Source organism: Arsenicicoccus cauae (genome assembly GCF_009707125.1).
In the GTDB taxonomy this organism is placed as follows: Bacteria; Actinomycetota; Actinomycetes; order Actinomycetales; family Dermatophilaceae; genus Arsenicicoccus; species Arsenicicoccus cauae.
This window is the reverse complement of record NZ_WLVL01000037.1, coordinates 269646-283544: the sequence shown is the minus strand read 5'-3', so window position 1 is coordinate 283544 and position 13899 is coordinate 269646. Positions and strand designations below refer to the sequence as shown.

Sequence of the window (13899 nt, the reverse complement as noted above, 5' to 3'; positions counted from 1 at the left end):
GTGGACAACCCCTCGTCGATCACCGCACAACCCTTCCGGGAGCCCGGCCACAGCGCTGGGCTCCTGGAGATCCCGAAGTGGCGGTTCCTGCTCCGGCTCCTAGTCCGCAAGGAGCTGCGCGTGCGCTACCGCGGCTCCGCCCTCGGGCTGCTGTGGAGCTATGTCAAGCCGGCGGTCCAGATCGTGGTGTTCTACCTCGCCCTCGGCAAGTTCCTCCGGCTCGAGGAGTCGATACCGAACTACGTGATCTATATGTTCGGCGGCATCGTCATGATCAACTTCTTCAACGAGGTCTTCGGCAACACCACGAAGTCCATCGTGTGGAACGCCGACCTCGTCAAGAAGATCTACCTGCCCCGTGAGCTTTTCCCGGTGGCGAGCGTCTGGGTGGCCTTCGTGCACTTCGTCCCGCAGCTGCTGGTACTGCTGGTCGGGGCCCTGATCGCGGGGTGGCGGCCCGGCCCGCTCAACCTGCTGGCCGGCCTCGGGTGCGTGACCATCGTCGGTGTCCTCGCGCTCGGGATGGGGCTGCTCTTCGGGTCGATGAACGTCCTGTTCCGCGACGCCGAGAACTTCGTCGACCTGATCGTCATGGTGGCGACCTGGCTGTCGCCGGTGCTCTACACCTGGCAGAAGGTGCACGACGAGGTGCCGGGGTGGGCCTGGACGATCTACCAGGCCAATCCCCTCACCGCTGCCGTCGAGCTGGCGCACTACGCCTTCTGGATCCCCACGTCCGGCGTCGTGCCCGCCGGGCAGGATGCCGCGGTGCTGATGCCTCCCCACTGGGTGTGGTGGAGCGCGCTCGGCCTGGCGGTGTCGTCCCTCGTCCTGCTGCTCGGTCAGCTCGTCTTCCGCCGGCTCGAGGGCCGGTTCGCCCAGGAGCTGTGACCGTGACCGACACGCCTGCCGACCTCACCGTGGTCCGCGTCGACCACGTCGACAAGCGCTTCACGCTGCGGCACTCCCACTCGCTCAAGGAGTGGGCCATGTGGACCGTGCGCGGACGCAAGGGGGAGCTTTCCGAGACCTTCCTGGCCCTCGAGGACATCAGCCTCCAGATCGAGCGCGGCGAGTCCGTCGGGCTCCTGGGCTTCAACGGTTCCGGCAAGTCCACGCTGCTCAAGCTGCTGTCGGGCGTCATGCTGCCCGACCGGGGCACCGTCGGGATCCGGGGTCGGATCGCCGGGCTGATCGAGGTGGGCGCGGGCTTCCACCCTGACCTCACCGGCCGGGAGAACGTCTATCTCAACGGCTCGATCCTCGGCATGTCCGAGGCGGAGATCGACGCCAAGTTCGACGCCATCGTGGCGTTCAGCGAGATCGAGAAGTTCATCGACACCGAGGTGAAGTTCTACTCCTCCGGCATGTTCTTGCGCCTGGCCTTCGCGGTCGCCGCTCACTCGGAGCCGGACATCTTCCTCATCGACGAGATCCTCGCGGTGGGCGACGAGCCCTTCCAGCGCAAGTGCCTGGACCGCGTCGCCGAGCTCAAGGCCCAGGGGCAGACCCTGGTCGTCGTCACCCACGACCTCGACATGGTCCAGCGGGTGTGCGACCGGGGCGTGGTGCTCGAGCGCGGGCAGCTCGTGCACGACGGTCCCATCGGGTCCGCGGTCGAGCACCTGCGCGGCGGCCGGCCATGACCTGGGTGTCGTTCCTGCCGTCGCTCGTCCTGGCCGGGCTGCTCGTCATGGTCCCGGGGCTTGCGGCGGGAGCCGTCGCCGGTCTGCGACGGGACGCCCTGTGGGGTCTGGCTCCGCTGCTGTCCCTCACCGGCATCGCCCTCGGCGTCCTCCTGGGCCCGAGGCTGGGACTGGCGTGGGGGCTCGCCCCGGTCGCGGTCGGCAGCCTGGTCCTGTGCGCGGTGACCGCCGCGGTCGGGCTCGGCTCTTGGGCCTGGGGCCGCATGCGCGGCCCCGCAGGCGGCGCCGTGAGGGTGGCGCGCAGCCGGTCGTGGAGGGCATTGTTGCCCTCCGGCGCCTACGCCCTGGCGGTCCTGGCGACGAGCGGCTGGATGGCGGCGATCACCGTCCACGCGATCGGGGACGTGTCCTCGATGCCGCAGAACCTCGACGCAGTCTTTCACCTGAACGCCATCGAGCGGGTGGTCGCGCATCGCGACGCATCACCCGCGACGGTGTCCGCCACCGCGGTCAGCACGACCCCCGTCCCGTTCTACCCGCCGCTGTTCCACGCGATGGGTTCGCTCCTGGTCCTGGTGACCGGAGCCACCCCCTTCGCCGCGGCCAACGTCCTGGCCGTGGTGATCGCCGCGGTGGCCTGGCCGGTGAGCGTGCTGCTCCTGACCGGCGCGGTGCACGGTTCTCGGGTCCAGGTGCTGCTTCCAGCCGGTATGGCGGCGGCCACCCTCGCGGTCTTCCCCTATCTGCTGCTGTCCTTCGGCGTGCTGTGGCCCAACAGCCTCGGCCTGGCGGCGGTGCCCGCCGTCGTCGTCCTCGTCGCTGTCGTCCTGGGGCTCGTGCGGGTGCCGGGCCTCGGACGGGGGAGGGCCACGGCTCTCGGCCTGGTGTCGGCGATCGGTCTGGCCTATGCCCACCCCGGCACGGTCTTCTCCGTCGTGGCCCTGGCGGTGCCGATGGGAGCGGCCGCGCTGACCAAGCTCGTCCTGCGGTCCTGGCCGCGAGGTGGCGTGCGTCGCTGGGGTTCCCTGGCGCTCGTCGCCCTCGTGGCCGGCGCCGTGAAGTGGTACTGGCCGGGGATCCTGGACGACCCGCTGTTCAAGCCGGTCCGGTCCTTCGACTGGCCTGCGACCCGCACCCTCGAGCAGGCGTTCGGCGAGGCGATCGCCCTCAGCACGGAGTACTCCCCGGCAGCGTGGCTGGTCGCGGGCCTCGTCGTCGTGGGGGCCGGTCTCAGCCTGCACCGGCACCGGGGACGCTGGCTGGTCCTCACCCACGCGACGCTGGTCTACCTCTATGTGCAGGCGGCCGGCAGCGACGACCAGCTCTCGAGCGACCTGACGATGTTCTGGTACAACGACCGGTTCCGGCTGGCGGCCATGCTCGCCATCACTGCCGTGCCCCTCGCGGCCCTGGCGCTCGGCGAGGCGTTCGACCGCGTGCTGGTTGCGGCGCGTCACCTCTCCCGGCGACGTCCCCTGCCCCTGCCGCTCACGCGATGGGTCGCCCTGGGGCTCGTCGTCGTGGCGCTGGTGGCTCTGACCCCTGGCGACCTGTCGCCGTTCGGTCCGTACATCACGGTGACCAAGTCCTACCGGCCGGCGAGCGCCGACGAGGTCCTGCTGGACCCGCAGGAGCAGCGTCTGTATGCCGAGAAGCTCGCACCCACCGGGCCGCAGGACACCGCCACGGTGGTGGGCAACCCGTGGAACGGGTCCTCCCTCGCCGGCGCGGCCAGCGGGCGCGAGCCGGTCTTCGGGCACCTCGTCACGACGCCGGACGCCGACCGGGCCCTGCTCAAGGAGCGGTTCAACCAGCTGGACTCGGACCCCGCCGTCTGCGCGGCCGTTCGCCGGCTCCACGTGGGCTACGCGACGGAGGACACCGACTACTTCCAGCCCTGGGACCGCCGCACGCGCACCTACCCCGGTCTGGTCGACCTGCAGAAGGTACGCGGCCTGACGCCGATCGCCCACGAGGGCTCGGTGACGATCTATCGGGTGACGGGCTGCGGCCGAGGCTAGCCGTCGGCCGGGTGCGCGTGGGGGCGAGACGGCCGTCTCGCCCCCACCGCGTCGCCGGTCCAGGCGTCCGGGTCCCGTCGGTCAGTACACGTGGACCCGCGTGCCCTGGCCGCTCGCCCAGGTGATGTACCCGCCCTGGAAGTTCTGGCGCACGGCGCCGCGCGCCAGGCGCTTCTCGCCGGACGTGGGCAGGCCCAGGCTGGAGTTGCTCGAGCCCACGGAGTTGTAGGCGGACCGGATGCCCCCTGCCACCGGGTAGCCCGCGGTGCCGGGGATCGTGTAGATCGAGCCGCGCGTGAACGGCTGGGCGGTCCCACCGCGCACCGCTCCGACCGGGCCGGCGGCGGCGCCCAGGGTCGTGTTGCGCGAGCCGCCGCCCTTGAGCCACACCTGCAGGTAGCTGCCCGAGATGATGCCTCCCTGACCGCGGATGCCCCACGAGACGACTCGGCCCTGGGTGGTGGTCATGTAGGCCCCGTCGGCGGCGGGCAACTCGTCGCTGGCCGGGTAGCCCTGGTAGATGCCGCCGTAGCGGCCCCAGACGTTCTCGAGGTCCTGACCCAGGACACGGGTCCCGCCGGGCCCGGAGTAGATCCGTCGGCCGCCGGTGAAGATGGTCTTGAGCAGGCCGTTGGAGACGGTGCTCTCGCCGACGGCCACGCGTCCCAGCGAGCTCATGCCCCCCAGCGCGGCGTACCGCTTGTAGATCGGGCTGTTGAAGCCCGCGCCGTTCCAGCCGGCGAGGGCGGCGGCGCCGTCGCGCAGCTCGCCCATGCGCGGATAGAGGTAGCGACCGGGGCAGGCGGTGTTGCTGGACTCGCGGTGCGCGGCGATGTTCTTGGCGTAGTACGCGCTGCCCTTGGGGTACTTCGACGTGGTGCCGTTGTACTCCGAGTACAGCGTCGTGTTGCCGTAGGGGTTGATGTAGAACTGCGAGATGCGCATGGCGATGCCCTGCTTGAGGGCCCACATGCCCGCATCGGGGACGGGCGTGGTGTCGTAGTTGCCGAGGATCGAGATGCCGAACGTGTAGTTGTTGAACGAGTCGGCGTGCGCGCCCTTGACCGGGCGGTTGAGGCCGCCGTAGCGGCCCTCGAACCTCTGGCCGTACTTGTCGACGATCATGTTGTAGGCGACGTCGCACCAACCGAGGCCCCCCGTGTCGTACGCGTAGATGCCGCGGATGATCGAGGCCGACTGCGCCTTGGTGTAGGCGTTCTGGCCCGCGGTGTGGTGGACCACCACGACCTTGGACGTCTCGCGGGTCGAGGGCACGCAGCCTTTGCGCAGGGACTCGTCGGCTCCCCACCCTGCACGGGTGATCACGGACGGGACGTATGCCGCGTTCGCGGCACCGGGCACGTTTGTGGGGGTGAGCTGCGCGTCGGCCGCCGTCTCCTCGGACCTGACCGCCGCGAGCGACGCGGTCCTCAGCAGGTCCTTGGCCGAGGCGGCGACGCGGACCTGGACGCGGGTGGCGCCGTCGACCCAGATGGGCTCGGTGCCGTACTTGGTGACCTTGCCCGACTGCTGCTCCTTGACGGCGTCGACGGACAGCTCCTGCCAGTCCTGCCAGCCGGCGGCGGTCTGGGCGCGGACCGCGACGGTGGCCTTGGCGGCCATCGCGGTCGTGCCCGGCCAGGTGACGCCGACGAGGTTGCCGGTGGCGGGGAGGTCGACGACGGCGTCGGTCGCGGCGCCGGCCTCGAGGGCGGGGTCCACGGCTGCCTTGCCGGGGGTGGTCACGGGCTTGCCCGCGCCGTCCTTGGGGACGGAGGCGTCCTGCACGACCTTGGTCTGCGGCCCGGCCTGCTGGACGGTGGTGCGGACCTTGTCGCCGAGCGCGTGCTTGGTGACGTCGGGGGTGATCGGTCCGTTCTTGGCGGGCGCGGCGGTGGGGGCGGGACCCTGCACGGCCACGGACGGCAGGGCCACGAAGCCGAAGCTCAGGCCGAGGGTGGCGGAGAGCAGCGTGGTGCCCTTGACGAGGGTGGTGCGAGAGGTCTTCACGAGGGGGTCTCCAGTGGGTCGAGACGAACGGGTCACAGGGAGCTGACGGGCTTGAAGTACGTGGAGCGCAGGGCGGAGCCGCCGACGACGCTGCGCAGGCGGTCGCCGGTGATGTCGACGTATCCGCGGGAGCCCTGCAGCCGGAGCGTGAGGACACGGCCTCCCCACAGGCCCTTGCCGTCGCGCGCGAGCACGGTCAGGCGCTGGAAGGACCCGATGGCGGGGTAGGCCCGCTCGAGGGTGCTGACGGGGACCGAGATGGTCCAGGTGTTGACGGACGGGGCGAGGCCCGTCTCGTAGGGGTCCGCCTGGGCGGGCAGGTAGGACACGTTGCCGTAGACGGTCTGACCACCGTTGGAGGAGCCGAACTCGGTGTGGGCGGGGATGCCCGACCGGGTGAGGATGGTGCCGCTGCTGGCGGCCACGGCGGCGCGGGAGCTCGCCGTCTCTGCGGTGATCCCGCCGAAGACCTGGCACGCGGTGGTGTCGCAGATGTCGTAGGTCGAGGTGCGCGGCGCGCGCAGCCAGCTCGCGGCGTAGGAGCGGGCCGCGACCGACTGCGCGGCGAGGGCCTGGACGGGCCAGCTGCCGGGGCTCTCGAACGGCACGACCTGGCGGACGTAGCTCTCCATCGTCGTGGTGACGACGGGGGAGACGCCGGTGCCCGAGCGGATCCCCGTGAGGGAGCCGAGGTAGGTGGCGACGGGCTTGAGCGTGGACCCGAGCGCGGTGACGGTCCCGTCGGTCGCGCGGATGGTCCACCGACCGGAGGACGTCGAGCGCAGGGCCTTGCGCTGCCCGGTGGCGGTGGTGAACCAGAGCGTGGCGGTGGTGCTGGTGCCACCGGACGTCGGCAGCCCCACCTGCCAGGAGGTGACCGGGGTGGCGCCGTCGACCGTGGACAGGCGCACGGCCTGGCCCTTGCCGTCGTCGGCGACGAGCCCCGGCTCGGCCGCCACGCGGACGGCGTTGCCGAGCCGGCCGGCCACGCCGACGCGGATGGTGGGATCGGACAGGCGCGTCTGCGTCGCGCCCGGGTAGTAGTGGCCGATGATCTGCTGCCACGTGCGGCCCTGCCTGGCGGCGTTCATGGCGCCGTACTGGGACATGCCGCGGCCGTGGCCGAAGCCGCGCCCGGTGATCTCGAGCGTGCCGTCGGCGGGTCGGCTGTAGGTCTCGGCCGCGGACGCGGGCGCTCCGGAGCCGGCGACGACGACGGCCGACATGGTGGCGACGACGGCGGCGCGTCGTGACGCTGGTGTGATGCGCATGGGTCTCCCAGGTCCTGGACGGGGGCTGGTCCTAGAACTCTCCTCGGCCGGTGCCGAGCTGGATGGCTAGTTCGCCCCGGAACGATCCAATTACTAAAAGTAATCGTCTCGTTACTGAGCGTATGTCATCACAGGCACACGCGATCCCGGAACCTTTGACGCCGATGTAGCCCTTTTTGGACTAATTACACGCGTGTGTCTTGTGAGGTTGATGGGGCACTTGTGACAGTTGAGGCGTGTTCGGCCTTCCCTCGGGGCCCAGGCTGACCCGATCGGGCAAACGCAGCATGATCGGGGGTGACTAGCCCGTCGACGGGCGAGTGACTACCTCACGAAGCCCGTCAGGCGTCCCGCCCCCGCACCAGCTCCGCCCGCTCCGCGGCGAGGATGCCGTCGAGCGCCGCCGGTAGGCGGGCGGCGCCGGTGGCGTGCCCCGTCCCCGCGGCCGTGGTGCGGACCAGCACGAGGCTGCCGTCGCCGCACCACGCGCGGACCATCCGGTCCAGGGCGTCCTCCAGGTCCTGGGCCGTATGCCGCCCGCCGGTGCCTCCCACCACCAGGCACGTGCGGCGGTCGTCGCCGGTCAGAGGATCGTCATACCGGCGGGTCCCGTCCCCCCGCCGCCAGGCCACGGCACCCTGGCCGGGAGAGTCGAGGGGATCGAAACGGTCGCCGTAGGTCGCGAGCTCGCGTGCCTCGTCCAGCACGCCGGCGGGCACGGGACCGGGGTGGGCGCGGGCCAGGCCGGCGAGCGTGACCAACGCCGCGTCGCCGGGGGCGTCGGCCGCCAGCGCCGGGTCGTCGGTCACGACGAGGTCAGCGTCGAGCGCCTCGGACCCGGTGACCAGCGTCGCCCCCGTCCACCATGTCGCCAGCGCCCAGTAGCCCGCGCGCCAGTGGGCGGGCAGCGCCAGACCCACGGTGCTGCCCGGCTCGAGGGCCCACTCGTCCTGCAGGGCGTTGCCGGCCTTGCTGGCCCAGGTGAGCAGGACCCGCGCGCTCAGCTCGATCCGCTCGCCGTCGCAGGCGCCCCCGGTGCGGTCGTAGCACGTGATCGCGGGGCGGCTCACGTCACGGGCCTGCAGGGCGGGGAGGAGTGTGCGCAGGGTCGGCATCGGCCCAGCCTAGCGAGGGGACCTACTAGGCTGACGGAGCCACATCTCGAGGACGACGGAGGATGACGGAGGATCACGGATGGCGCTGGGGCAGGTGGCGAGGACGCTGGGGCGGGTGGCCGGCGTCACCGCTGGGGCGGCGATCGCCACGGACGCCGCTCGGCGGCTGCACGCAAGCTCCCGCTGGGGCGTGCGGGCGCGGCTCGGAGCGGCCGGTGACCTGCCCGAGTGGGTGCTGCCGACGGACGTGCTCGCGTCGTACGCCGAGGCCGAGGAGCACCGCGAGGCGGCCGACGACCTGGGGCTCCCCATGGTGCTCGACGAGGTCAACGCGTGGGCGGCCCTGGGGGCGCTGGCCGCCCTGCTGCGTCTGGTCGACGACGGGACGCGCCGCAGCCACGTGGTCGACCTCGGGGGACGTTGGTCCCCGCTGTCCCGGTGGTGCCGCGCGCTGGGCTTCTCCGTCGCGCGCGAGGTCCCGCACGAGCGTGGCAGCGTCGACCTGCTGACCCGGCTGCACCCGGCCGGTGCCGTGGCGGCCGACGTGGACGCCGTGCTGGAGCTGGCCGGGGTGGTCCTGCGGCCGGGCGGGGTCGTCGTGGTGACCGTGCCCGTCGGGGACGCCGACGCCGAGGGCGCCATGGGGCGGGCGGACCTGCGGGCCCTGGAGGCTCGGGCCGACGGCTGGGGGCTCCGCCTCGTCGGCGACCTCGACGGCGAGGTGGGACGACGTCTGACCGCCGCCGTCCGGGTCGCTCGCGAGGACGAGCGGGACCGCACCGACGGCAGCGCCTACGCCCTGGCGCGGCTGACCTTGCGGCGCCGGTGACAGACGCCGGGAGCCGTCCCGTGCGCCGGATCCGGCTCACCCGCCCGCTGGACCTGCGGTCGACCCTCTCGAGGCTCCAGCGGGGCAGCGGCGACCCGACCGGTTGGCCCACCTCGACCGGCGGCTGGTGGCGGGCGATGCGCACCCCCGAGGGCCCGGTGACGATCCACGTCGAGCGACGAGCCGACGAGGTGGTGGCGGAGGCCTGGGGGCCGGGAGGCGGCTGGTCGCTGGATCACCTGCCGGGCCTCGTGGGAGAGCACGACGACCCGACCGGGCTGGTGCCGGTCCACGACGTCGTGCGGGATGCCCACCGTCACCACCCGGGCTTCCGGGTGGCGCGCACCGGCCTCGTCGTCGAGGCCCTCGTCCCGGCCGTCATCGAGCAGAAGGTCACCGGTCAGGAGGCCTTCGGCGGCTACCGCCGCCTCGTGCGGACGTATGGCGAGCCCGCCCCCGGTCCCGGCGAGGCGCTCGGCCTCGTGGTGGCACCCCCCGTGGCCGTCTGGCGCCAGGTGCCGTCCTGGGCGTGGCTGCAGGCCGGGGTCGACGGGGCCCGCTCGGCGACGATCCAGCGGGCGCTCGCGGTGGCGCCGCGCCTCGAGGAGTGCGTCGAGCTCGACCCGCGCGAGGCCCACCGTCGGCTGCGCGCCATACCGGGGATCGGGGTGTGGACGGCGGCCGAGGTGCGCCAGCGCGCGCTCGGGGACGCGGACGCGGTGAGCTTCGGTGACTACCACGTGGCCCGCAACGTCGGGTGGGCGTTGACGGGTCGCGACACCGACGACCAGGGGATGGCCGAGCTGCTCGAGCCCTATCGTGGGCACCGTTTCCGGGTCACCCGGCTGCTCGAGCTGAGCGGGCGGGTGCGCCCGCGCCGGGGGCCGCGCATGGCGCCGCGCACCCACCTGCCCCGCGCCTCCCGCAGGTAGGCACCGCCCCCAGACCTCGCACGCCCCGAGGCCGTCACGTGGCGATGCGCACCACGGTCGGTCGCGTCGAGGTCGGGTACCGCGCGTACCCCAGGTAGGCGCGACCCGGCTCCAGGCCCTGCCACACCAGCCAGGGGGTGGCCGTGACCCCGCCCGTCAGCAGCGAGGTCCGCGGGTTGACGGTGAACGACGCGTCCCGGCCACCCTGGACGGCACAGCTCTCGAGGGTGAAGGAGCCCACCCCCGTCGTCACGGCATATCCCGTCACGACGAACCGGTAGGTCCCGGCGCTCGGGGCGGTGATGTCGAGCCGCTCGTCGGCCGACTCGGTCTCGGCGGTCGCGACGTGGCTCCACTGCCCGGCGACCAGCCGCTCGAGACCCAGGTCCAGGTCGTCGGCCGCCGTGGCGCCGTCCAGGTCGCCGCGCAGCAGGACAGCGCCGGCGGGCACGCTGATCGGGGGAGTCGTCCAGGCCGCGCCCTGGCTCACCGTCCCGGGGTCGCGGCGGATGGTCCCGAGCCCGGTCACGGGGGTGAACCGTCGCGACGCGGGGTTGGCCACGCGGATCGGCAGCCGGCCGGACCGTCCGGAGACCGACAGCTCGCCGGGCTGGCTGAAGCCTGCCCGGGACACGATCGGCAGGTGCAGCGTCGCGCCGCCCGCGGTGGGCGTCAGGGTGACTCGTCCCTTGGCCCAGGCGCCGTTGGTGGACGCGGACGGACGGAGGACGAGCGTGAGCGTCGCGGGCGACCCGGCGGTGGCGGTGATGCTGGCCGGGGCGGTCACGACATACCCGGGGAGGGTGGCGCGGACGGTCCAGGTGCCGCTCCGCGTCGCGGTGAACCGCCGGGTCACCGTGACGTCCCCGCCCTGCAGCGGCACTGCGAGCGAGGCGAGGTTGAGGTCGGTGGGGTCGAGCGGGGTGCGCCCGCTGTCCACGCCCTGGCCCTGCGCGAACCTCGCCATGTCCTCGGGCGTCGCGTCGAGCAGCAGCCCGGGGTCGAGGGCGGCGGCCGGGGCGACATACCCCGCCCCCTGCACGAAGGGGTCGCTCGTGGTCGTGTCGGCGCTGGTCATCATGAGCGCGGACCGGATGGCGCTGGGCGTCCACGCCGCCTCGCGCGCATGGCGAGCCTGCAACAGGGCCGTCAGCCCGGCGACGTGCGGGCTCGCCATGGACGTGCCCGACATCGACTCGTACACCGAGGGCGCCGTGGTCGACCAGCCGGCCTTCCGGGGGACGGATGCCGCCACGATGCCGAGACCGGGGGCGGCCAGGTCCGGCTTGATGATCCCGGACCCCGCGGCGGGGGTGGGCCCACGCCCGGAGAAGTCCTGCACCGCCGTCGGAGAGGTGTGGCTCGCGGCCGCGACCGTGGTCACCCACGGCGCGGCGTGGTCGACCGTCCCGGCCGCCGGGCCGTCGTTGCTGGCCGCAGCGACGACGCTGATGCCGGCGGCGTCCGCACGCTGGAAGGCCAGCGACACGGGATCGGTCACTGCGTCGGAGGCCCCGGAGATCGAGTAGTTGAGCACGTCCACGCCGTCGAGCACGGCCTGGTCGACGGCGCCGACGGCCGCGTCGTCCAGGCAGTAGTTGTCCCACACGCCGTCGCCGTCGGCGTCGACCCCCTGGTAGTCCCAGCAGACCTTGTACGCGGCGACGGCCGCCCCGGGGGCGATGCCCGCGCTGCGCCCCCACGTGCCGCCCATGTCGACCGACAGGCCGGCTGCGGTCGAGGCGGTGTGGCTGCCGTGCCCCTCGTTGTCCCTCGGTGACCAGTAGTCGGGGTTGGCTCCGCCGGGTGCCACCTTGACGAACCCCGGGTCGTGCGTCGGCACGGCCCGGGCGGAGACGAGCTTCTGGTTGCACAGGGTCGGCTGCCAGGCCTCGACGGGGTTCGTGCCCGCCTGCCCCGAGCAGCTGCCGCGGAAGGTGCCGCCGTCGGCCTTGGCCATCGTCGTCGTGGCGCCCCGGTCGAGGCTGTATGCCGTCCCCACCGCACTCGTGGCCGCCGTCGCGAGGGCGGAGCCCCGGAAGCTGGCGTTCTCCGGCCACACCCCCGTGTCGAGCACGCCGACCACGACGCCCAGATCGGCGGCCAGGGTGTTGGTGGTGGCGGGGACCTGGGCAGCGCCGACCTTGGCCCAGACGCCGGACGCGCCGGTCAGGCCGAGGGCGTCGGGGGTCTGGTAGACGGTCGGGCGCCGGCGCTGCACGGGGTCGACGGCGGCGACCTCGGGGTCTGCGTGCAGGGCGGTGACCTGCGCGGCGTCGAGCCGGGCGCTGAAGCCGTTGGTCGCCAGGGTGAACTGGCGCTCGATCCGGACGGCGCGCCGGGCGGCGACGGCGCGGTGGCTGTGCTCCAGCATCGTGCGGTAGTCGCGGACCGCGCTGCTCGTCGCCTGGAAGCGGCCACCCTGGGGCGCCTTCGTCCGCGGCGCCACGGCGGCCGGGGGCGCCTTGAGCGTCACGATGTAGTACCCAGGTGCAGTGCTCGCGCTGGACGCCGGCGCCTGGGTGCGGCTCGGGGCCGCCGGGGTCATCCCCGCCGCCGTGCTGCTCCCCGCCGCGGCGGGCGCGGTGAGCAGCAGGGTCAGGGCGCCGGCGAGGGCGATCCGTGACCACCGTGACAGGAGGGGGACTGGCATGTGGGCTCCGTTCGCAGGGCCGGACGCTACAGAGAATCAGCACGCAGAGTAGTCTGAAACCACCCTCAGTGATCGAATGGCGGCACGGTGCGAGTGGGTCGCCCCCGGGCACGACGAAGGCCCGGTCCTGCAGGACCGGGCCTTCGCGTCGGGCGCCCCCAGTAGGATTCGAACCTACGCACCCGCCTCCGGAGGGCGGTGCTCTATCCCCTGAGCTATGGGGGCCCAGCAGCACGACCGAGCGGCGACTCCTCATGGAGCAGCGACAGGTTCGTGCGGAGATCGACCATAGCAGCCTAGGCTCGCAAACATGGAATGGGACCAGGGGGACGGTGAGCGGCCGGGCACGGTCCTGGTGTGCGACGACGCCGACCAGATCCGGACGCTGATCCGGCTCAACCTCGAGCTCGAGGGCTACGACGTCATCGAGGCGGGCGACGGGGTCGAGGCCCTGGAGATCCTGCGCGACCCGGGCATGCCCCGGCCCGACGTCATCACCGTCGACGCCCTGATGCCGCGCCGGGACGGCTGGTGGATGGTGGGGATGATCCGCGCCGACCCCGCGCTCGAGGACATCCCGATCGTCATGGTCACGGCGTCGGTCCAGCCGCACCACCGCGTCCAGGCCGAGCAGGCCGAGGTGGACGGGTTCATCGCCAAGCCCTTCGAGCCGGACGAGCTGCTGGCCATGGTCGGGATCCTCGCGGCCAGCGGGCGCGCGTGACCAGAAGCCTGCCGGACGGGTCGAGCTTCGCTCTCTCCCAGCAGATCTCCTATGCCGCCACGCACCTCGGTCACGCAGTCGACCCGCAGGCGGTGCCGCTCGCGTCGTCCCGGGACGGCGCGCACGACTGGGTCTCCGCGATGCCGCTGCGCCTGGCCGCGGGCGACCCGGACGCCGCCGCCCACCACGCCACCCGCCTCGCCGGGGCTCTGGGGTCCATCGCCCCGGCGCTCGGGGTCGACGTGCTGCCGCGAGGGCTTGTCGGTCTGCGGCTGGACGACCCCACCCTGGTGACGCTGTCGTTCGCGCTGCCGCGCGGCTGGGCGGACGTCGCCCCCGCTCCCGTCGCCCCCGCCCACCGGCCGTCCTCCCGGCGCAGCCTGCAGGACCCGCGGTATGCCGCCCAGCTCGCTCACGCGCGGCTGTGCCGTCTCGCGGAGCAGCCGCCCGGCGCCGGGCTCCCGCCCCACGACGTCCTGGTCCGCCTGGTCGACGCCTGGCGCGTGCGGGACCGCCTCGTGACGGACGGCCGGGCGCACCACCTGGCGGACTGGCTCGCGGCATACGGCGCGTCTGTGCTGGTCTGGACCCGAGAACCCCGCCCGCGCGACCTCGACCCCCGGGTCGTCGTCGCGGCCCGGGACGCGCTGGCCGACGGCCTGCGCGCGTCCGGGGCCAGGCCCACCGAGAGGTTGTGA

Annotated in this window: 11 protein-coding genes and 1 tRNA gene; 7 read left to right on the top strand and 5 right to left on the bottom strand. The window is 73.1% G+C overall.

Going from position 1 to position 13899, the window contains the following annotated elements; translation table 11 throughout:
• The 3 genes from GGG17_RS10000 to GGG17_RS09990 are packed head-to-tail and all read left to right on the top strand — an operon-like array spanning position 1 to position 3667.
• A complete protein-coding gene (locus tag GGG17_RS10000) occupies positions 1-891 on the top strand; it encodes an ABC transporter permease (RefSeq protein ID WP_288798615.1) in 891 nt (296 codons plus the stop codon).
• Positions 892-893: 2 nt separating this feature from the next.
• Positions 894-1646 (top strand): ABC transporter ATP-binding protein, encoded by a 753-nt coding sequence (locus GGG17_RS09995; RefSeq protein ID WP_311966583.1) that lies wholly within the window; start codon positions 894-896, stop codon positions 1644-1646.
• Positions 1643-3667 (top strand): DUF6541 family protein, encoded by a 2025-nt coding sequence (locus tag GGG17_RS09990; RefSeq protein ID WP_154593539.1) that lies wholly within the window; start codon positions 1643-1645, stop codon positions 3665-3667. Before GGG17_RS09995 ends, GGG17_RS09990 begins: the two co-directional genes overlap by 4 nt.
• 81 nt (positions 3668-3748) lie before the next feature.
• On the opposite strand, the gene GGG17_RS09985 is transcribed toward GGG17_RS09990, so the two are convergent.
• From GGG17_RS09985 to GGG17_RS09975, 3 genes are all read right to left on the bottom strand, one after another.
• Positions 3749-5677: an N-acetylmuramoyl-L-alanine amidase gene (locus GGG17_RS09985; protein ID WP_154593538.1), complete on the bottom strand. Its 1929-nt coding sequence runs from the start codon at positions 5675-5677 to the stop codon at positions 3749-3751.
• A 32-nt stretch (positions 5678-5709) separates the two neighbouring features.
• Complete coding sequence (locus tag GGG17_RS09980; protein WP_154593537.1) at positions 5710-6948, bottom strand: SpoIID/LytB domain-containing protein; 1239 nt, start codon at positions 6946-6948, stop codon at positions 5710-5712.
• A 341-nt stretch (positions 6949-7289) separates the two neighbouring features.
• Positions 7290-8063 (bottom strand): TIGR03089 family protein, encoded by a 774-nt coding sequence (locus GGG17_RS09975; protein ID WP_154593536.1) that lies wholly within the window; start codon positions 8061-8063, stop codon positions 7290-7292.
• A 79-nt stretch (positions 8064-8142) separates the two neighbouring features.
• Between GGG17_RS09975 and GGG17_RS09970 the strand changes: the two genes are divergently transcribed.
• On the top strand, positions 8143-8892 hold the full coding sequence (locus GGG17_RS09970; RefSeq protein WP_154593535.1) for a hypothetical protein: 750 nt from the start codon (positions 8143-8145) through the stop codon (positions 8890-8892).
• Positions 8893-8912: 20 nt separating this feature from the next.
• Positions 8913-9824 carry a DNA-3-methyladenine glycosylase family protein gene (locus GGG17_RS09965; protein WP_311966582.1) on the top strand — a complete coding sequence of 304 codons (912 nt, stop codon included), beginning with the start codon at positions 8913-8915 and terminating at the stop codon, positions 9822-9824.
• 34 nt (positions 9825-9858) lie between these two features.
• On the opposite strand, the gene GGG17_RS09960 is transcribed toward GGG17_RS09965, so the two are convergent.
• On the bottom strand, positions 9859-12477 hold the full coding sequence (locus tag GGG17_RS09960; RefSeq protein WP_154593534.1) for a S8 family serine peptidase: 2619 nt from the start codon (positions 12475-12477) through the stop codon (positions 9859-9861).
• Between the two features lie 153 nt (positions 12478-12630).
• A tRNA-Arg gene (locus tag GGG17_RS09955) sits at positions 12631-12702 on the bottom strand.
• Between the two features lie 85 nt (positions 12703-12787).
• Here GGG17_RS09955 and GGG17_RS09950 point away from each other — a divergent pair.
• Together GGG17_RS09950 and GGG17_RS09945 are read left to right on the top strand one after the other, a co-directional pair.
• Positions 12788-13201 (top strand): response regulator, encoded by a 414-nt coding sequence (locus GGG17_RS09950; protein WP_154593533.1) that lies wholly within the window; start codon positions 12788-12790, stop codon positions 13199-13201.
• Complete coding sequence (locus tag GGG17_RS09945; protein ID WP_154593532.1) at positions 13198-13899, top strand: hypothetical protein; 702 nt, start codon at positions 13198-13200, stop codon at positions 13897-13899. Before GGG17_RS09950 ends, GGG17_RS09945 begins: the two co-directional genes overlap by 4 nt.

Coding starts and splice junctions, on each gene's coding strand:
- GGG17_RS09975 (WP_154593536.1), bottom strand. CDS start 8,063: ATGCCGACCCTGCGCACACTCCTCCCCGCCCTGCAGGCCCGTGACGTG.
- GGG17_RS09990 (WP_154593539.1), top strand. CDS start 1,643: ATGACCTGGGTGTCGTTCCTGCCGTCGCTCGTCCTGGCCGGGCTGCTC.
- GGG17_RS09970 (WP_154593535.1), top strand. CDS start 8,143: ATGGCGCTGGGGCAGGTGGCGAGGACGCTGGGGCGGGTGGCCGGCGTC.
- GGG17_RS09960 (WP_154593534.1), bottom strand. CDS start 12,477: ATGCCAGTCCCCCTCCTGTCACGGTGGTCACGGATCGCCCTCGCCGGC.
- GGG17_RS09950 (WP_154593533.1), top strand. CDS start 12,788: ATGGAATGGGACCAGGGGGACGGTGAGCGGCCGGGCACGGTCCTGGTG.
- GGG17_RS09980 (WP_154593537.1), bottom strand. CDS start 6,948: ATGCGCATCACACCAGCGTCACGACGCGCCGCCGTCGTCGCCACCATG.